This is a genomic window from Micromonospora sp. NPDC093277 (assembly GCF_044765245.1).
Lineage (GTDB): Bacteria > Actinomycetota > Actinomycetes > Mycobacteriales > Micromonosporaceae > Micromonospora.
Genome location: NZ_JBIWJO010000009.1, coordinates 113,983 through 130,254, shown reverse-complemented (window position 1 = coordinate 130,254; position 16,272 = coordinate 113,983). Strand labels below are relative to the sequence as shown.

Sequence of the window (16,272 nt, the reverse complement as noted above, 5' to 3'; positions counted from 1 at the left end):
CAATATCGGTTACGCGGGGAAGCTAACACGCGCCCGGCACCGTGTCGAGCAACCGGCGGCCGACCTGGACGGGGATCACCGTCCACACGCGTCCAGGTCCGCGGGATGCGGCGAGGTGATTGACAGCTAGATGGAAATGGTTATCGTTTCCATCTAGCTGCGACGGGTGTCGTCGCGAGGTGAGGAGGAGTTTGCATGCGAGCCAGGATGTCCGCGCTGACCGCAGTCACGGTGGCGATGACCGCCGGGGTGCTGGCCTGGGCCGTACCCGCCCAGGCCAGCACCGTGCGGCTGTCCCAGGGGCACGTCGACGCGGTCGACGTCGCCTTCGAGGACGGCCAGTTCGCCATCTCGGTCCACGACGAGACGGTGCACCCCGACGTGGAGCGGGACCCCGCCGACGTGGTCTTCGTCGCCAAGCCTCAGGCGGCCGCGACCGTACCGGACGACGCGAGGTACGCGTTCCTCGGCCGTCCGGGAGCCACCGTCCACATCCTTCCCGAGGTCCAGGACGAGAACCTGCTCTGGGCCGGCCTGGCCACCGAGGAACTGGAGGCGGGCGTCTTCGCCGGCGACATCGTCCAGATCAGGTTCACCCGGGTGATCGGTCCGGACGGGTTCAGCCTGTTCACCACCGACCCGGTCGGCGCGCCGAACGTGCTGGTGGACAGCGAGGACGGCCTGCCCGACGTGGTCACCCGGCCGGTCGGCAGCCACATGCACGCCAACTGGGCGTTCGAGAAGCCCGGCACCTACCGGATCAGGGTCGACGTGACCGGGAAGCTCGCCGCGACCGGCAAGCGGGTCACCTCCACCCCGGTGTGGCTCACCTTCCAGGTCCAGTGCTGACCCCCGCCCCCGGCCGGACCTACCCAACCGCAGAACTGGAGAAGTGATGAGACTCGTCCACCGGATGATGGCCGTCGTCGCGGCCACGACCGCCACCGTCCTCGGCATCGCCGCCACCCCGGCCGCCGCTGCCACCGTCGAAACCGGCCACCTCGACGTCCTCGACGTCGACTACGCAGACGGGGCCCTCACCCTCGACATCAAGACATACAGCCCCGCGAACGACGACCTGTCCCCGGCGGGCACGATCCTCCGACTGCCCGCGGTCTCCGCCGTCACGGTGCCCAGCGGGTCCGCCTGGGCCTGCCTCGGCGCCTCCGGCTCCACCGTCCATGTCGCCCCGCAGGCCGAAAATCCCGACCTGCTGTGGGCCGGCTGGAACACCGAGGACGTGCCCGCCACCCAGGGGCCGGTGAAGATGGAACTGGTCGGCGTGTCGTCAGTGCCGGCCGGCGGGCGGTTCGCCATCTACACCACCAACGCCTTCGGCGCCCCGACCTACCGGCTCAACTCCAACAGCGCCAACGGCTGCCCGATCTCCACCTGGCCCGGCAACATCAGCGCCGGCTCGCACGCCCACGGCAACTGGGCGTTCTCCGCGCCGGGCACCTACACCCTCTCGTTCCGGGCCACCACCCAGGGCGGCTCCGGCGTCGCCAGTCCCACCGTCAACTACACCTTCCAGGTCGGCTGAGGCCCGCCTCGGCGGCTGTCGCGCCCTCGACCCGGTCGGGTCGAGGGCGCGATCCGCGCTGGGTGACACCCTCACCAGGACGCCTTGCGGACCCCCGGCAACTCGCCCCGTAGCGCCATCTCCCGGAACCGCACTCGCGACAATCCGAAGCGGGTCAGCACACCTCGCGGTCGCCCGTCGACGATGTCCCGGTTACGCAGCCGCACCGGGCTGGAGTCACGGGGCAACTGCGCCAGTTGCCGGACGGCGTCGTCTCGCACCGCCGGGTCGGTGTCCGGGTGGGCTATGGTCCGCTTCAGCTCGTCTCGGCGCGACGCGTGGCGGGTGACGAGGTCGGCTCGGCGAGCCTGTCGATTGGCGAGGCTCTTACGGGCCATGTCAGCGCGCCTCCCGGAACTCGACGTGCCGGCGGACGACCGGATCGTACTTGCGCAGCACCAGCCGGTCGGGGTCGTTGCGGCGATTCTTGCGGGTGACGTACGTGTAGCCGGTGCCGGCGGTGCTGCGCAGCCGGACGATCGGGCGGACGTCGGTCTGCCGGGCCATCAGACCGTCACCCCCCGGGTACGCAGCTCCGCGACGACCTTTTCGATGCCCCTACGGTCCACCGTCTTCAGCGCCTTCGCGGTCAGCGTCAGGCGGACCCAGCGCCGCTCCGAGGGCAGCCAGTAGCGGTGGTTCTGCAGGTTGGGGTTCCAGCGCCGGCGGGTGCGCCGGTGGGAGTGGGACACGGCGTTGCCGAAGCTCGGCTTCGCGCCGGTGACGTCACAGCGATGGGACACAGGTACTCCTTCAGGAACGAGTTCGCCTTAGCGATAATCGTTGTCATTTTTATCGCAGCCGACCGGGCGACCGGGAGGACCTCCCTCCCATCCGCCGCCGACCGCATGCCTATAATGACAATCGTTTTCAACTACGTCGAGAGGACCGTGATGTCGACGTCCCCACTCGCACCGGCCGGCACCGGAGTCCCGGCGTCCGGCGCGCGACCGTCGTTGACCGTGCTCAGCGGCTTCTGGCCGTCCGCCACGTACGCCGTGGCCCGCAGCCTGCTCGCGGCGGACCCGGCGCTGCTGCTGATCCGGCACGATCTCGCCGGCCTCGGCACCGGCACCGTCCACCGGATCGTGCGCGACGGCGACGGAATACTCGAGGACGAGCGCATCACGCTCGCGCACGGCTGTGTCTCCTGCACCCTGCGCGAGGACGTACTGCCGACCCTCGCCCGGCTGGCGCGCGCCCACCCGCACCGCGACCTGATGCTGATGCTGCCGGAGGTGGTCGAGCCGGAAGCCGTCGCCGCCGTCTGCGCGCACTGCCGGGTCGACGGTGCGTCGATCACCGACCTGCTGCACATCGACTCGTACGTCACCGTCGTCGACGCGGAGCATCTGCTCGACGGGCTGGCCAGCACCGACGACCTCAAGACGCTCGGCATCCACGCCGCCGACAACGACAACCGCGGCCTCGCCGACGTCATCGTCCGCCAGATCGAGTACGCCGACACCCTCGTCCTGTGGGGACAGTCCCGAGACGGCGCGTACGACACCAGCCGACTGTCGGTGCTGCTGGAACGCATGGTGCCATGGGCGACGCAGCTACGCGTCGACGGCGAACGGGTCGACGCCGACGCGCTGACCCGCCAGCTACGCGGCACCCGCCGGCACCGCCCCGAGACCCCCGGCATCCTGACCCGCGGGCTGGAGGGCTACAACATTGGCCTACACGACCCGCACCCCGACTGCGGAGTGGTGTCCGTGGCCTTCCGCACCCACCGCCCCTTCCATCCCCGGCGGCTGCACGACGTCCTCGAGGAGGTCAACGCCGAGGTGATCCGCTCCCGGGGGCACCTGTGGCTGGCCAGCCAACCGGACACCGTCATCGCCTGGGAATTCGCCGGCGGCGGCCTCAGCCTCGGCTCCCTCGGCCGCTGGCTGGCCGCCCTCCCCGACCGGCACTGGAACGAGGCATCCGACCACCGCCGGCTCGCCGCCGCCCTCGACTGGGACCCCTACTACGGCGACCGACACCAGCACCTCGTCTTCATCGGCCTCGACCTCGACCCCGCCGGGCTGCACCGCACCCTCACCGGCTGCCTGCTCACCGACGCCGAACTCGCCGACGGCGAGGCCACCTGGTGCGGCTACGACGACCCGTTCACCGGCTGCTTCCCACTCGCCGACCTCGACCCGACCGACACCGAAGGAGAGTCCGCATGAAGCCTGACATCCACCCCAGTTACCAGCCCGTCGTCTACCGCGACCGCGAGGCCGACTTCGCCTTTCTCACCCGCTCCACCGCCACCAGCGACCAGACGATCGAGTGGACCGACGGCAACACCTACCCCGTCATCGACGTGCAGATTTCTTCCGCCAGCCACCCCTTCTGGACCGGCAGGCAGCGCCTGCTCGACACCGAAGGCCGGGTGGAGAAGTTCCGCGCCAAGTACGCCCGCCGCGGCCGGCAACAACCGCGTTGACTTCCTCCGCCCAGATGCCCGATCCCGAGCTGGATCTGTACAAGTCCTGGCACGCCCTGCACTACCTGCTCACGGGTACCGCGCCAGCCTTCGCGGACCTGTGCCGGTTCTACCAAACGGCCGCCGTACATGGCCAGGCGGTACTACGCGCCATTACCTGACGTCCCCCCGGAACGCCACCGATGGGGCGGTTGGTTACGGCGGCGCATCGGTGGCGCCCCCGGCCTTCTCGGCCGCCAGATATTCCTCCCGGGTGAGCGCGAAGACATCGACCGGCTGCTCGTGCACCGGCACGGTGGTGCGTCGCTCGAAGCGCATTCCGAGCTTTTCCATCACCCGTGCGGAGCGCAGATTGTCGACGTGCCGGATGCTGATGATCCGGTCAAGGCTTCGCTCGACGAAGCCGAACCTCAGCGCCTCCCGGGCCGCTTCGGTGGCGTAGCCGTATCCCCAGAACGGCTGTCCCAGCCGCCACCCGATCTCGACCGCCGGCATCACCTCGGGCAGGAACTCGGGCACCGCGAGCCCGACCCAGCCCGCCAGTGCGCCGGTCGCCCGCACCTCCACCGCGAACAGACCGAACCCGCGCTCCGCCCAATCGGCCGACAGCTTTTCCATGCCTGCGGCGGTCTGCTCGCGGTCACGCACGGACCCGTCCAGGATGTAGTGCATCACCTCCGGGTCACCGTAGATCACCGCGAGCTCGTCAAGGTCGTCCGAGCGCCATGGACGCAGTACCAGACGCGGCGTCACCAACGTCGTCACCCGGTGCATTCTGGTCACCGTCACCACCGCCTCGCCACCCGGGTGGTAGCCGCCCGTCACGCGGCCGCCGGAGCGGGTTGGCCGTCCAGCTGCACCGGCCGGCGTGCCCGACGCCGCCGGACGGCCAGCCCACCGAGGAGCAGGGCGAGGCCGGCCAGCGCCAGCACGACCGGGCGGAGGGTGCGTTCCCAGGGCCAGCCACGGCCGGCGAGCGTGATGTCTCCGGCGGGGTACTCCAGTAGTTTGGCCCGCCATGCCGCGGAGGCGACGTCGACGTTGGCCGCGATGTCGCGCAGCGGGCCGTCGAAGGCGAAACCGGGCGCCGCGTGCAGATACGTCGGCCGGAGGTCGTGCGTCGTGGGCGCGTCGTGCCGGGCGGCGGCCGCCGCGCCGGGCACCAGCAGCCGGTCCAGCCGCGGTGCGTCCCCGAGCGACGCGCGGGGCACGAACGTCAGTCCGTGCCGGGAGTGGACGGTCGTGGCCCCCGACGACACCGCGAGCGTCCGGGCGGCGTAGACGGCCTCGGTGTAGGTGATGAAGACCGAGGCGAGTTCGAGCTCACCGACGCCCTCCGTCAGCAGGACCCCGGCCGTCGGTGCGTCCCAGCGGTACGACAGGTTCAGCGCGGCGATGGCGTCGCCGGCACCGAAACGCTGCACGGGAATCGGCAGCGGCGCTCCGGGCGAGTAGTGACGCCAGCCCACGGCCTCTGCCGCGGCCGAGGCCGCCTGCGTGCCGGCCAGGCGCTCGACAACCCGCAGCGCGCCGTCGATGCCGGAGAGCACGCCCGCGGTGCTGATCACTCGACCGTCGTCGACGTAGCGGACGCCGCGCTGCCACCGCACCTCAGGGAAGTCCTTCTCCAGGCCGTCCAGGTAGTACCAGTGCGACGTGGCGGCGTGCCCGTCGAGTACCCCGGCCGCCGCGGCGACGCCGCCGCCCCAGCACACGCTGAGCACCAACGCGCCGCCGCCGGCCTGCCGCCGGAGAAAGTCGAGCACCGCCGGCTCGTCGGTGCGCGGCATGGCAGGTATCACCACCACGTCCGCGGCACGGCCGCCGAGCCGGGTCGCCAGGGACTCGAACGTGGCATCGGGCACCAGGTCCAGACCGCCGGTCAGGGTGACCGGTGCCGCGGTCGGAGCAGCGGTGAGGACGTTGAAGCGCCCCGTGGCGGCCAGTACCTCGAACGGTCCGAACGCGTCCGCGACGTTCGCACCCTCGGCGCCGAGCACCACGACCGCCGTCGGCAGCGCCGGGTCGTAGGGACGTGAAGCCGGCGCCGGAGCGCCCGGCGAGGGTGCCGGCGGGTACTCGCTTCGTGTGTTCACCACGGCGACCGCCGCACCGACCGACACCGGCAGTACCGCCAGCGCCAGCACCACCGCGCCGATCCGAACCACGGTGCGCGGCAGCCGGTGCCCGCTGTGGGTGTACTCCGACCGCCGTCGCAGCATGACTGCGGCCATCGCGATCACCATCAGCACGTGGCCGCCGGTCATGACGACACCGGCGGATACGGCGCCGAACCAGTACGGCACGAGCAGCACGATGAACGGCGTGTACATCGCGGCGGTCATCTCGCCGATGCCGGCCCAACCGTGGCCGCGTACACGCATCCACGCCGCCATGCCGATGGCCATGTCGGTGGCCATCGTGAGCGCGTGTACGTCCGTCTGCTCGATCGCGCCCGGCAGCGCCAGGGCCCACAGTGGCGCCAGCGCGAACATGCCGGCCAACATCGCGGCGATCATCTCCAGGAGATGGCCGCAGAACCGGAAGACGGGTCGCGCGGTCGTCATGGTGTCCGCCGTGTGGCTCGGCGCACGAGATAGGTCACGTGCGTGACCGAGCTGGCCGACCGCGACTCCACCTGCTCGAGATCCAGCGGCGGAACGCCGTCGAAGAGCCGCGTGCCGCCGCCGAGCGTCAACGGCACGATGTGCAACCGCAGCTCATCGATCAGGCCGGCGGTGAGGTACTGGTTGATCGTGGTGGCGCCGCCCAGAATCGACACGTCGCGGTCCCCGGCCGCCTCGCGCGCCTGCTTCAACGCGGACTCCACTCCGTCGGTGACGAAGTGGAACGTGGTGCCGCCGTCCATCGGCTGCGGGCCGCGCGGGTGGTGGGTGAGCACGAAGACCGGAGCGTGAAACGGTGGGTTGTCGCCCCACCAGCCCTTCCACTCCCGATCCCACTCACCACGCACCGGGCCGAACATGTTGCGCCCCATGACGAATGCGCTGGGCGTCGCCATCCGGTCGACCTCGGCCCGGTTCTCCTCGGAGGTCTCGAACATCCAGGCGTGCAGCTTGTTGGCCCAGCCGTCTCCGCCGTCGTCACCGAACGGACGCTCCTCGGTCTGGTTGCGTCCGGCCGAGTAACCATCAGCCGAGATCGACAGGTCGCAAATCACTTTGCTCATTGATCTCTCCTCTGCGGGTGTGCCGCCGGTCTGGATCCCGTGCGTTACCGCACCACCCGGAATCCGAGGTGGGCCGCGGCGGGGGTCGCGAGCACGTGGGTGCGTTCGAGCGTGATCGCGGAGTCCAGCGCGGCAAACAGGGGCGTGCCCCCACCCAGCAGGACGGGGATCACGTGCACGCGGATCTCGTCGACCAGGCCGAGCGGTAGCGCCTGCTGCATGACGGTCGCGCCATGCAGGCCGACGACCTTGTCGCCCGCCGCACGCTTGGCCTGCTCGATCGCGCTGGTCACGCCGTCGGTGACAAAGGTGTACACGGGTGGATACGACGCGGTCGGCTTGTTGTGGGTGACCACGAAACAGGGGGTGTCGCCGACCGGGCCGCCGTCGCCCCAGCCACCGTCGCCCTCGTTCTTGTCGAATGACTTGCGGCCCATCACGATGGCCCCGATGCCGTCGAGCGCTTCCTGCGCGATGGCCCGGTCCTGGTCGGTCGCCGCGTCGAATAGCCAGTCGTGCAGCGTTCCGGCGCCATCGCCGAACGGGTTCTCCCGGCTGTCGTTCGGGCCTGTGACGTACCCGTCGAGCGAGGTGGACATGTCGCAGATCACCAGAGCCATCAGGGCTTCCTCTCTGGGCGGTCGAGAACAACGATCTGGGCTGCGGCCTCGACGAGGGTGGCGACGCCTTCGGCGGTCCATGGCCCGGTCGTGATGACGCTGACGTGGTCGATGCCCAGGCCGGCGAAGGCCGCGCAGCGGGTCACGAAGGAGGCCGCAGACTCGCCGGGCGACAACCGTGTCGCGATCACTTTCTCGATCTGGTCGTACGGCCGCCCGAGGTCGTCGCAGAGCGCCCGCAGCACGGCGAGCTTGTGCCGCACGGCCTTGCCGCCGTCGGGGATGTCGAACACGTGGCAGGCGTCCGCATAACGCGCGACCAGCGGCAACGTTCGCTTCTCCCCGGTGCCGCCGATCAGGATCGGCGGGTGCGGACGGGAGGCCGGCGCCGGGCTGCCCACGGGCCCGTCCAGCGTGTAGTGCCGGCCGCGGTAGGGCGACGGATCCTCCCTCCACATCTGCAGGGCGATCTGCAGCGTCTCCTCCAGCCGGTCGAACCGCTCGGGTACGGGCGGCAGCGGCAGGCCCATCGCTGCGGCCTCCTCGCCCTGGTAGCCGGCGCCGATGCCGAACAGGGCACGACCGCCGGAAAGCACGTCGAGGGTGGTCACGGCCTTGACCAACAGGGCAGGCGGGCGGAAGGTCACCGCGCTCACCAGCGTGCCGAGCCGTATCCGCGAGGTTCGCGCGGCGAGGTAGCCGAGCGTGGTGTAGGCCTCCAGCATCTCGGTCTCGTCAGGGGCGGCGCCGTACGGATCGGCCTGCAGCAGGTGGTCGGCAACCCAGAGGCCATAGATATCGCCCCGGTCGGCCGCCTCCGCGATCCGGACAAGCTGGTCTCCGAGGCCGTGGCGCTCGCCACGCCAGGAGAAGTTGGTGACGCTCATGCTCAGCCGCACGCCTGCGCTCCTCTCGTACGCCCACACGTGGCGTCTCCTGATGCCAGAGCCAGTACGTGTCGTGGCACAACGTCAACCTGCATTGCCGTAGGGACGCGTGATGATCTCCAGGTTGTGACCGTTCGGGTCTTCCCAGTACACGCCGCGGCCGCCGTCGTTGGAGTTGATCTGACCGGCCTGCCGGTGGAGAGGATCGGCCCAGTACGGCAAGCCGCGCTCGCGGATACGGCCGAAGATCACGTCGAAGTCGGACTCGCCGACGAGGAACGCATAGTGCTGCGGCCGCACGTCGGGGACGGTCAGGAAGTCCAGCGAGACGTCGTTGTCGAGCTGGACGACCATGAAGTGGCTGAACGGGGCCGGCGCTGGCCGGCCCAGGATCTCGGCCAGAAGCGCCGCCGACAAGGCGGCATCGTGCGCGTGGACGATGGTGTGGTTGAGCTGCACGGCCATGGCATCTGTTCCCTACCGGGGGTCGGAAGGCACCTTCAGAAACGCGGGCGTGAGATACACGTTCGACCCTTAGGCGGCGCGTTCGTAGACCAGAAGGTGAACACCGTCGCCGAAGGTTCGTGCCGAGGCAAGCCGCAGGCGCTTCGTCTCGCTCGTACCGTCAAACAGGCGCCTTCCCGCACCGACGATGATCGGATACACGAGAAGGTGCAGGGCATCGACCAGGTCATGCTCGATGAGCGTCTGAGACAACCGCGGGCTGCCGTGCACGAGAATGTCTCGGTCGTACTTTTCCTTAAGTCTGGTGACCTCTTCGACCAGATCTCCGTTGAGGACCGTTGTGTTCTGCCACTTCGGGTCGTTGAGAGTGGAAGAGACGACGTACTTCGGCATCCCGTTGAATCTGTCGGCGAACTCGCCCTCGAACTGTGGCCAGGACGCCGCGAAGACCTCGTAGGTGACGCGTCCGAGCAGCTGGGCATCCGCGGCCATCGTCTCGTCCACCTTGAACTGTTCTCCCTCCTGGCCGCGGGAGAAGTGATCGGTCCAGCCCGTACGCGCGAATCGCTCAGTGCCGCTGGGGGCCTCCACAACCCCGTCAACGGATATGTATTCGGTCACTACCAGCCTGCCCATTCGGCGTGCCCCCTTCTCAATGTGGCGTCACCAGCGGAACCGTATTCGCCGGGCACCTCCAGGGACAGATGCGGCGACCATCATGTCCGAAATTCTGGGGAACGTGTCCTGCCGGACCGCTTCATGCGCTCCTACGATGGCACTGTGCACGAGCGGCAAGTGCTCGTCGTCGGCTATGACGGCATCGAGCTGGTGGACGTTGCGAGCGTCACCAGCTGTCTCGCCATGGCCAACCGGCTCGGCGCGACGCCCCCGTACGCCGTGCGGTTCGCCACCCTGTCCGGCGGCACGGTGCGCTGTGACTCCGGGCTGGAGCTGCCCAGCCAGGTGGCGCTGCAGGACGTGAACCACCTGCACACCCTCGTCGTCTCCGGCGGCCTTGGGCACGCCGCAGCCGCCGCGGACCACGCCCTGCTCGCTCAGGTCCGGAGGCTGGCCCGCAGTTCGAGCCGCGTGGCCTCGGTGTGCACCGGTGCGAGCGTGCTCGCCGCAGCCGGGCTGCTGGACGGTCGGCGCGCGACCACCCACTGGCACCATACGGCCGAGTTGGCCGCCGCGTATCCGGCGGTACGATTCGATCCTGCGCCGATCTTCGTACGCGACGATCATGTGTGGACGTCCGGCGGCGTCACGGCGGCGCTCGACCTCACCCTGGCGTTCGTGGAGGCCGACCACGACGCCGAGCTGGCCCGATGGGTGGCCATGGGCATGGTCACCTACCTGCAGCGACCAGGCAACCAGGCGCAGATGAGCATGTTCGTGCGTGCCCGACGCCCCGAGCACGCAGTGGTACGGCGCGTCCTCGACCACGTCACGGCCAATCCCGACGTGGAACTCTCCACCGCCCGGCTCGCCGCGGTGGCCGGTGTGAGCGAACGGCACCTCACCCGGCTGCTGGTCGCCCACGCTGGGCAGACCCCGGCCCGGCTCGTCCGCCAGGTGAGGCTGGAGGCTGCGGCCACCGCCCTGGTCACCACCGACCAGGCCGTCTCGTCGATCGCCAAGGCGACCGGGTTCCGCTCCGGCGAAGCCCTGCGCCAGGCGTTCAGCGCATGGTTCGGCATCTCGCCGACGCAGTACCGGACGGTCCACCGTCGGCGCGCCCAGTAGGGCACCCGCCTCGCGGCAACCGGACGAGCCACTCGCATGGGACCGTCCGAATCTGGGTCTGGACAATGTTAGATGGGTCGGTGCGTTCGCTCCTGCGCGATGTTGACACCCCTGCGGTCGATGCGTTGCTGACCGCGGTTGACAAGGTGATGAACAGCAACACCCTGCTACCGGGATGCGGGCCAGCCGCCGCAGTCAGACACCGCCTACTTCGATGGGGGCCCGAACGACACCGCCACCTACCTGCACCGGGGTGACGTCCTGATGCTCCTGCTGACGAATGGATCGCCCTGACATCACCCGCTCACCGCCGGCGCGGCGCACCGCATCATCGCCCGGGTTGGACGAGACCGCACTCGTAGGCGAAGACGACGGCTTGGACTCGGTCCCGCAGGCCCAGTTTGGCGAGGACGCGGGTGACGTGGGTCTTGACCGTCGCCTCGCTCAAATAGAGTTCCGCGCCGATCTCGGCGTTGGAGCGACCTCTGGCGATGAGCCCCAGCACCTCGAGTTCGCGTCGGGTCAACGTCTCGACTCCGGCGAGGCGGCCGGAGCCGGGCCGGGGGCGCCGGACGTACTCCTCGATCATTCGCCGGGTGATCTCCGGCGCCAGCAGTGCCTCACCCCCGGCGATCGTACGGATGGCCCCGGCCAGTTCGCGGGGTGGTGCGCTCTTGAGCAGGAAGCCGCTTGCCCCGGCACGCAGGGCCTGATAGACGTACTCATCCTCGTCGAATGTGGTGAGGATGAGTACGCGCGCCGGGCACCGACCGCCGTCCAGCAGGCGACGTGCCGCCGCAATGCCATCCATGCGTGGCATGCGGATGTCCATGAGGATGACGTCGGGCAGCAGCGCGAGCGCTCTGTCGATGGCCTCCACGCCGTCGGCCGCCTCGCCGACCACCTCGATGTCGTCCTGACCATCGAGAATGGAGCGGAAACCGCCACGCACGAGAGCCTGGTCGTCGACGAGCAGTACGCGGATCATCGCTCGTCCGCCTGCAGCGGCAGCCGCGCCGTCACGGTGAAGCCCGCCCCGGGCGCCTTCGCCGTCTCGAGCGTGCCGCCGTAGAGCGCGACCCGTTCGCGCATCCCGATGAGACCGTGCCCGACCCGCTTCGCGCCGGCGCCGCCCGACCCGCCCCGCTGCCCGGTGTCCCGGACACCCACCCGTACGGACTGATCGTCGAAGTGCAACACCACGTGTGCCGTGGTCGGGGCCGCGTGCTTGAGCGCGTTGGTGAGTGCCTCCTGGACGATCCGGTAGACCGTCAGGTCCACGCCGGGCGGCAGCGGCCGGGCCGGACCCTGCACGGTGAGTTCGACCGGCAGACCGATTTCGGCCATGTGGTCGACCAGGTCGGCCAGATCCGCCGTACCGGGCTGCGGCTTGAGCGCGAGCTGAGCCTGTTCTCCACGCAACAGGCCGAGCATCCGCCGGAGTTCGCCGACCGCTTGCCGTCCGGTGTCCTGGACCGACTGCAGCGGCGCCCGGGCCCGCTGCGGGTCGCGGTCGAGCAGGTCCTCCGCGGCACCCGCCTGGACCACCATGACACTCACACAGTGGGCCACGATGTCGTGCAACTCGCGCGCGATCCGAGCGCGTTCCTCGGCCAACGCGGCATGGATCGCCTCCTTGCGCTCGGCTTCCAACTGCTGGGCGCGGGCTCGGTCGTCGGAGTGGCTGCGGGCGCGGGCGCGCAGCACCCGTCCGGCGAGGAAACATGCCACGACCGGCACCGCCACGAACGGGACGTTGCCTATTGTCGGCGATTCCGGGTTGCGCAGAAAGACGACGACCAGACCGCTGGCAATGGCGGCCACGCCAACAACGGCCCGCGCCCATTCGCTGTGCCGGGCCACCGAGTAGCTGACGACCAGGATCGGTAGGAAGTCACCCCACAGCGTGACCGTCAGCGGCCTGGCCAACATCGGCCCGGCGATCGCGACCGCGACGACCACGACGGTGGCCAACGGCATCACCCGGCGCAGCGCCAGCACCAACGTCGCCACCAAGGTGGAGACGACGACGGCCGGCATCGGGCCGTAGGGTGTCGAGTTGTCCAACTGGAACACGAGATTGACCTGGGCGAAGCCGGCGATCGCGAGCGCGAGCAGCGCGTCGGAAAGCATCCCCGCCGGCACGCGCCGCAGCCATGCACGCGACTTCGACTCCGCCCACGCCTGGAAACGACCCCGCGCCTGGGCCTGAGCCGGTGCCGTCGCTCGCATCACATCGGCAAAGCTAACGGTCGGTGGACCTGCACGGCGTCATTCGAAGGTCGCATTTCCGGCAGCTCACTTCACGACCGGGGGATGACCCGGTGCCAGCCACGGCACGACGACGTCACCGGCCGGCCGGCCCGACGCTGAATGCGCGCCGCTGACGGGCGGCATCACATAGCGCAGGGCGCTGCAACTCGTGGAGGAGACCATGACCATAGACATGAAACGCCTTGGCGGATGGGCGCTCGTCGTCGGCACGATCGTCGCGACGCTGGGCTACTTCGCCGCCAATCTGCTCGCGCCGGGCAGTGGCGAGGAGGTGTTCCGCTACCGGCTCTGGCCGCTGTTCTACGGAGTCGCGACGGTCGGGAACGTCATCGTCGGGCTGGGACTGCCGGTGATCCTGACCTTCGCGGGGCGTGTGCCGCGGCTGCACATCGTCGGCTACGTCGGCGTTTTCGCGGCATTTGTGATGCTCAACGTCGGAGAGGGCACGACCGAGGCATTCGTCAAGCCGTACCTGGTCGATCACGGCGGCCTCCCCGCAACGGAGCCGCTCGGCTTCGCCGTCTTCGAGGGCATCGCGCTGCTAGCCCTGGTCGTCGGCTCCATCTGCCTCGGTATCGCCATCCTGCGGGCCCGGACGCTGCCGTGGTGGATCGGGGTCGCGATGATCGTCTCGTGTGTCGTCGGCGCCCTCGGGCTGCCCGGAGCCTGGTTCCTGCTGCCCGACAGCATCTTCTTCGCAACCCTGTTCGCCATCGGCGTCTACGCCGTGCGGGGGCGTACGCAGCCTGCTTCCGTACCGGTCGAGCAGGCGGTGGTCAGCCCGGCGGGATGATCCTCATCGCCCCGCCGGGCCCGACTGCCACGCCCGGCCGCCGCCGCAGCCCAAATCGGGACGGTACGAACCTCCGGCGCCGACCTGTGTCATAGCGGGTCGGACAGGTGCCCGAGGGCTGCGGACGGTCGGCCCCCGAGCCGCTTCGAAGCGCATCTGCAGTCTGTCGTGGCGCCACCCTGCCACGGAGGTAGCCGTAAACGAATCACGCCCTCGGCCGGGGCCCGCCTGGTCCGTTTGCGCTATCAGCTCCAAAGGGCTGCTCAGTCGCGTCCGGGAGTGAGGCGTACCCGCCGGAGCAGTTGCGCGTTGAGCGCCACCACGATGGTGGAGGCGGACATCAGGACGGCGCCGGCAGCCGGGCTGAGGGCGATCCCCGCCCAGGCCAGGGCGCCGGCCGCGACCGGGATCGCGACCACGTTGTAGCCGGCCGCCCACGCCAGGTTCTGCACCATCTTCCGGTAGGACACCCGGGACAGCCGGATCACGCCGGTGACCCCGCGCGGGTCGGAGGAGGCCAGGACCACGCCGGCGGACTCGATCGCCACGTCGGTGCCGGCACCGATCGCGATGCCGACGTCGGCGCGGGCCAGCGCGGGAGCGTCGTTCACCCCGTCGCCGACCATCGCCACCGTCAGGCCCCGCGCCTGCAACGCGGCCACCGCCCGGTCCTTGTCCGCGGGCAGTACCTCGGCGAAAACCTCGTCCGTGCCGGGCCGGAAGCCCAGGTCGGCGGCGACGGCTTCGGCGACAGGCCGGGCGTCGCCCGTGATCATCGCGATCTTCTTCACGCCCTGTTCGCGCAACTCGGCGATGGCCTGCCGGGCTTCCGGACGCACCTCGTCCTCAAGCGCGAACGCGCCGATCGGCTCGGGTCGGCCGCCGGCCGACAGCCGCACGAGGTGCAGGACGGCCGCACCCCGGGCCGACCACCGGCCGCTGGCGGCCTCAAGGTCGGCAGGTGCGGTGGCGTCGAGTTCCCGAAGCAGGGCGGGGCCGCCGACCGCGTACGACGTGTCATCAACGACGGCCTGGACACCACGTCCGGTCAGCGAGCGGAAGTCACGGGCCCTTGCCGTCAGGCCTCGGTCCTGAGCTGCCTGTACCAGGGCCCGGGCCAGGGGGTGTTCGCTGTCGGCCTCGACGGCACCGGCGATCCGCAGCACGTCGTCGGCGGTGAGCCCGACGGTGGCGGCGGTGGCGGCGACGGTGTGGGCGCCCCTGGTCAGGGTGCCGGTCTTGTCGAACAGCACCGCGTCCACGCCCCGCATGCGCTCCAGGGCCAGGCGGTCCTTGACCAGGATGCCAGCTCTGGCCGACACCGCCGTCGACAGCGCGATCACCAGCGGGATGGCCAGCCCGAGGGCGTGCGGGCACGCGATCACCAGGACGGTCACGGTGCGGACCACGGCCTCGTTGACGTCACCGAGTGCCCACCATGCGCCGAAGGTGATCAGCGCCGCGGCGGTGGCCAGGTAGAACAGCCAGGCGGCGAACCGGTCGGCGAGCACCTGCGCGCGGCCGGCGGACGCCTGTGCCTGGGCGACGAGCCGGCCGATGCCGGCCAGCGCGGTGTCCTCGCCGACGGCGTCAACGCGTACCCGCAGTGCGGAGTCGGTGGCGACGGTGCCGGCGACCACGCGGTCCCCGACGGCGCGTGGCACCGGCCGGGACTCCCCCGTGATCATCGACTCGTCCAGTTCCGCTGTGCCGTCGACGATGCGGCCGTCGGCGGGCACCCGGCCGCCGGAGCGGACCAGCACCAGGTCGCCGACCCGCAGGTCAGCCACGGGGACCGGGTGCGGTCGGCCGGCGTCGTCGAGGCGTTCGGCGTCGTCGGGCAGTAGCGCGGCGAGGGCGGCCAGGGCTCCCTGGGCCTGGCCGATCGCCTTCATCTCCTGCCAGTGGCCGAGCAGCATGATGGTCACCAGGGCCGCCAGTTCCCACCAGAAGTCGAGGCTGAACGCGCCGAGGGTGGTCGCCAGTGAGGCTGTGTAGGCCACGGTGATGGCCATCGAGATGAGCAGCATCATGCCGGGCGCCCGGTCGCGGATCTCGCGTACGCCGCCGGCCAGGAACGGCCAGCCGCCGTAGGCGAACACCAAGGATCCGAGGATGGGACCGACCCAGGTGATGCCGGGGAAGTCGAGGCTGTAGCCGAACCAGTCCATGACCATGTGGCTGGTCGCCACGATCGGCACGGTCAGGGCCAGGCTCAGCCAGAACTTCCGCCGGAACTGCTCCGGGTCGTGGCCGGCGTGGTGACGTGTCATGA

Annotated in this window: 19 protein-coding genes; 6 read left to right on the top strand and 13 right to left on the bottom strand. The window is 70.1% G+C overall.

The features are described from left to right. Nucleotides 1-195 precede the first annotated feature (195 nt). Complete coding sequence (locus tag ACIRG9_RS20975) at nt 196-849, top strand: choice-of-anchor M domain-containing protein (RefSeq protein WP_402858233.1); 654 nt, start codon at nt 196-198, stop codon at nt 847-849. A gap of 46 nt (nt 850-895) precedes the next feature. Then, complete coding sequence (locus ACIRG9_RS20970) at nt 896-1,543, top strand: choice-of-anchor M domain-containing protein (RefSeq protein ID WP_402858230.1); 648 nt, start codon at nt 896-898, stop codon at nt 1,541-1,543. 71 nt (nt 1,544-1,614) lie between these two features. On the opposite strand, the gene rpsN is transcribed toward ACIRG9_RS20970, so the two are convergent. Genes rpsN through rpmB form a run of 3 tightly spaced genes read right to left on the bottom strand, consistent with a single transcriptional unit; the run spans nt 1,615 to nt 2,325 of the window. Beyond that, nucleotides 1,615-1,920 (bottom strand): 30S ribosomal protein S14, encoded by a 306-nt coding sequence (gene rpsN / locus ACIRG9_RS20965; RefSeq protein ID WP_402858227.1) that lies wholly within the window; start codon nt 1,918-1,920, stop codon nt 1,615-1,617. A 1-nt stretch (nt 1,921) separates the two neighbouring features. Then, nucleotides 1,922-2,089, bottom strand: a complete 168-nt coding sequence (gene rpmG / locus ACIRG9_RS20960; protein WP_013287204.1) for a 50S ribosomal protein L33 — start codon at nt 2,087-2,089, stop codon at nt 1,922-1,924. Further along, nucleotides 2,089-2,325, bottom strand: a complete 237-nt coding sequence (rpmB, locus tag ACIRG9_RS20955; protein WP_402858211.1) for a 50S ribosomal protein L28 — start codon at nt 2,323-2,325, stop codon at nt 2,089-2,091. The genes rpmG and rpmB overlap by 1 nt, the downstream gene beginning before the upstream one ends. A 150-nt stretch (nt 2,326-2,475) precedes the next feature. Here rpmB and ACIRG9_RS20950 point away from each other — a divergent pair, with 150 nt between their 5' ends. After that, nucleotides 2,476-3,762 (top strand): CobW family GTP-binding protein, encoded by a 1,287-nt coding sequence (locus tag ACIRG9_RS20950; protein ID WP_402858775.1) that lies wholly within the window; start codon nt 2,476-2,478, stop codon nt 3,760-3,762. Next, nucleotides 3,759-4,022 carry a type B 50S ribosomal protein L31 gene (locus ACIRG9_RS20945; RefSeq protein ID WP_402858208.1) on the top strand — a complete coding sequence of 88 codons (264 nt, stop codon included), beginning with the start codon at nt 3,759-3,761 and terminating at the stop codon, nt 4,020-4,022. The genes ACIRG9_RS20950 and ACIRG9_RS20945 overlap by 4 nt, the downstream gene beginning before the upstream one ends. 195 nt (nt 4,023-4,217) lie before the next feature. On the opposite strand, the gene ACIRG9_RS20940 is transcribed toward ACIRG9_RS20945, so the two are convergent. The 7 genes from ACIRG9_RS20940 to ACIRG9_RS20910 all read right to left on the bottom strand — a co-directional run bounded on the left by ACIRG9_RS20940 (nt 4,218) and on the right by ACIRG9_RS20910 (nt 9,820). Then, nucleotides 4,218-4,796, bottom strand: a complete 579-nt coding sequence (locus tag ACIRG9_RS20940) for a GNAT family N-acetyltransferase (RefSeq protein ID WP_402858772.1) — start codon at nt 4,794-4,796, stop codon at nt 4,218-4,220. Between the two features lie 47 nt (nt 4,797-4,843). Beyond that, nucleotides 4,844-6,589: a DJ-1/PfpI family protein gene (locus ACIRG9_RS20935; protein WP_402858205.1), complete on the bottom strand. Its 1,746-nt coding sequence runs from the start codon at nt 6,587-6,589 to the stop codon at nt 4,844-4,846. Continuing rightward, complete coding sequence (locus tag ACIRG9_RS20930; RefSeq protein WP_402858202.1) at nt 6,586-7,212, bottom strand: dihydrofolate reductase family protein; 627 nt, start codon at nt 7,210-7,212, stop codon at nt 6,586-6,588. The genes ACIRG9_RS20935 and ACIRG9_RS20930 overlap by 4 nt, the downstream gene beginning before the upstream one ends. 44 nt (nt 7,213-7,256) lie before the next feature. After that, on the bottom strand, nt 7,257-7,832 hold the full coding sequence (locus ACIRG9_RS20925) for a dihydrofolate reductase family protein (RefSeq protein WP_402858199.1): 576 nt from the start codon (nt 7,830-7,832) through the stop codon (nt 7,257-7,259). After that, nucleotides 7,832-8,731 carry an LLM class F420-dependent oxidoreductase gene (locus ACIRG9_RS20920; protein ID WP_402858196.1) on the bottom strand — a complete coding sequence of 300 codons (900 nt, stop codon included), beginning with the start codon at nt 8,729-8,731 and terminating at the stop codon, nt 7,832-7,834. Before ACIRG9_RS20920 ends, ACIRG9_RS20925 begins: the two co-directional genes overlap by 1 nt. A 72-nt stretch (nt 8,732-8,803) precedes the next feature. Beyond that, nucleotides 8,804-9,184, bottom strand: coding sequence for a VOC family protein (locus ACIRG9_RS20915; RefSeq protein ID WP_402858193.1), 381 nt, complete (start codon nt 9,182-9,184; stop codon nt 8,804-8,806). Between the two features lie 69 nt (nt 9,185-9,253). Next, nucleotides 9,254-9,820: a dihydrofolate reductase family protein gene (locus ACIRG9_RS20910; RefSeq protein WP_402858190.1), complete on the bottom strand. Its 567-nt coding sequence runs from the start codon at nt 9,818-9,820 to the stop codon at nt 9,254-9,256. A gap of 144 nt (nt 9,821-9,964) precedes the next feature. Between ACIRG9_RS20910 and ACIRG9_RS20905 the strand changes: the two genes are divergently transcribed. Then, nucleotides 9,965-10,930 carry a GlxA family transcriptional regulator gene (locus ACIRG9_RS20905; RefSeq protein ID WP_402858187.1) on the top strand — a complete coding sequence of 322 codons (966 nt, stop codon included), beginning with the start codon at nt 9,965-9,967 and terminating at the stop codon, nt 10,928-10,930. 328 nt (nt 10,931-11,258) lie between these two features. On the opposite strand, the gene ACIRG9_RS20900 is transcribed toward ACIRG9_RS20905, so the two are convergent. Both ACIRG9_RS20900 and ACIRG9_RS20895 read right to left on the bottom strand, forming a co-directional pair. Next, nucleotides 11,259-11,918 (bottom strand): response regulator, encoded by a 660-nt coding sequence (locus tag ACIRG9_RS20900; protein WP_402858184.1) that lies wholly within the window; start codon nt 11,916-11,918, stop codon nt 11,259-11,261. Beyond that, entirely contained in the window at nt 11,915-13,075 is a 1,161-nt protein-coding gene (locus tag ACIRG9_RS20895) for a sensor histidine kinase (protein ID WP_402858181.1), read from the bottom strand. Before ACIRG9_RS20895 ends, ACIRG9_RS20900 begins: the two co-directional genes overlap by 4 nt. A gap of 277 nt (nt 13,076-13,352) precedes the next feature. Between ACIRG9_RS20895 and ACIRG9_RS20890 the strand changes: the two genes are divergently transcribed. Then, complete coding sequence (locus ACIRG9_RS20890) at nt 13,353-13,997, top strand: hypothetical protein (RefSeq protein WP_402858178.1); 645 nt, start codon at nt 13,353-13,355, stop codon at nt 13,995-13,997. A 263-nt stretch (nt 13,998-14,260) separates the two neighbouring features. Here the strand turns inward: ACIRG9_RS20890 and ACIRG9_RS20885 are convergent, their stop codons facing one another. Further along, entirely contained in the window at nt 14,261-16,270 is a 2,010-nt protein-coding gene (locus tag ACIRG9_RS20885; RefSeq protein WP_402858175.1) for a heavy metal translocating P-type ATPase, read from the bottom strand. Between the last annotated feature and the right edge of the window lie 2 nt (nt 16,271-16,272).

Coding starts and splice junctions, on each gene's coding strand:
- rpsN (WP_402858227.1), bottom strand. CDS start 1,920: ATGGCCCGTAAGAGCCTCGCCAATCGACAGGCTCGCCGAGCCGACCTC.
- rpmG (WP_013287204.1), bottom strand. CDS start 2,089: ATGGCCCGGCAGACCGACGTCCGCCCGATCGTCCGGCTGCGCAGCACC.
- ACIRG9_RS20900 (WP_402858184.1), bottom strand. CDS start 11,918: ATGATCCGCGTACTGCTCGTCGACGACCAGGCTCTCGTGCGTGGCGGT.
- ACIRG9_RS20885 (WP_402858175.1), bottom strand. CDS start 16,270: ATGACACGTCACCACGCCGGCCACGACCCGGAGCAGTTCCGGCGGAAG.
- ACIRG9_RS20970 (WP_402858230.1), top strand. CDS start 896: ATGAGACTCGTCCACCGGATGATGGCCGTCGTCGCGGCCACGACCGCC.
- ACIRG9_RS20910 (WP_402858190.1), bottom strand. CDS start 9,820: ATGGGCAGGCTGGTAGTGACCGAATACATATCCGTTGACGGGGTTGTG.
- ACIRG9_RS20930 (WP_402858202.1), bottom strand. CDS start 7,212: ATGAGCAAAGTGATTTGCGACCTGTCGATCTCGGCTGATGGTTACTCG.
- ACIRG9_RS20940 (WP_402858772.1), bottom strand. CDS start 4,796: ATGCACCGGGTGACGACGTTGGTGACGCCGCGTCTGGTACTGCGTCCA.
- ACIRG9_RS20975 (WP_402858233.1), top strand. CDS start 196: ATGCGAGCCAGGATGTCCGCGCTGACCGCAGTCACGGTGGCGATGACC.
- ACIRG9_RS20950 (WP_402858775.1), top strand. CDS start 2,476: ATGTCGACGTCCCCACTCGCACCGGCCGGCACCGGAGTCCCGGCGTCC.
- ACIRG9_RS20915 (WP_402858193.1), bottom strand. CDS start 9,184: ATGGCCGTGCAGCTCAACCACACCATCGTCCACGCGCACGATGCCGCC.
- ACIRG9_RS20935 (WP_402858205.1), bottom strand. CDS start 6,589: ATGACGACCGCGCGACCCGTCTTCCGGTTCTGCGGCCATCTCCTGGAG.
- ACIRG9_RS20945 (WP_402858208.1), top strand. CDS start 3,759: ATGAAGCCTGACATCCACCCCAGTTACCAGCCCGTCGTCTACCGCGAC.
- ACIRG9_RS20925 (WP_402858199.1), bottom strand. CDS start 7,832: ATGGCTCTGGTGATCTGCGACATGTCCACCTCGCTCGACGGGTACGTC.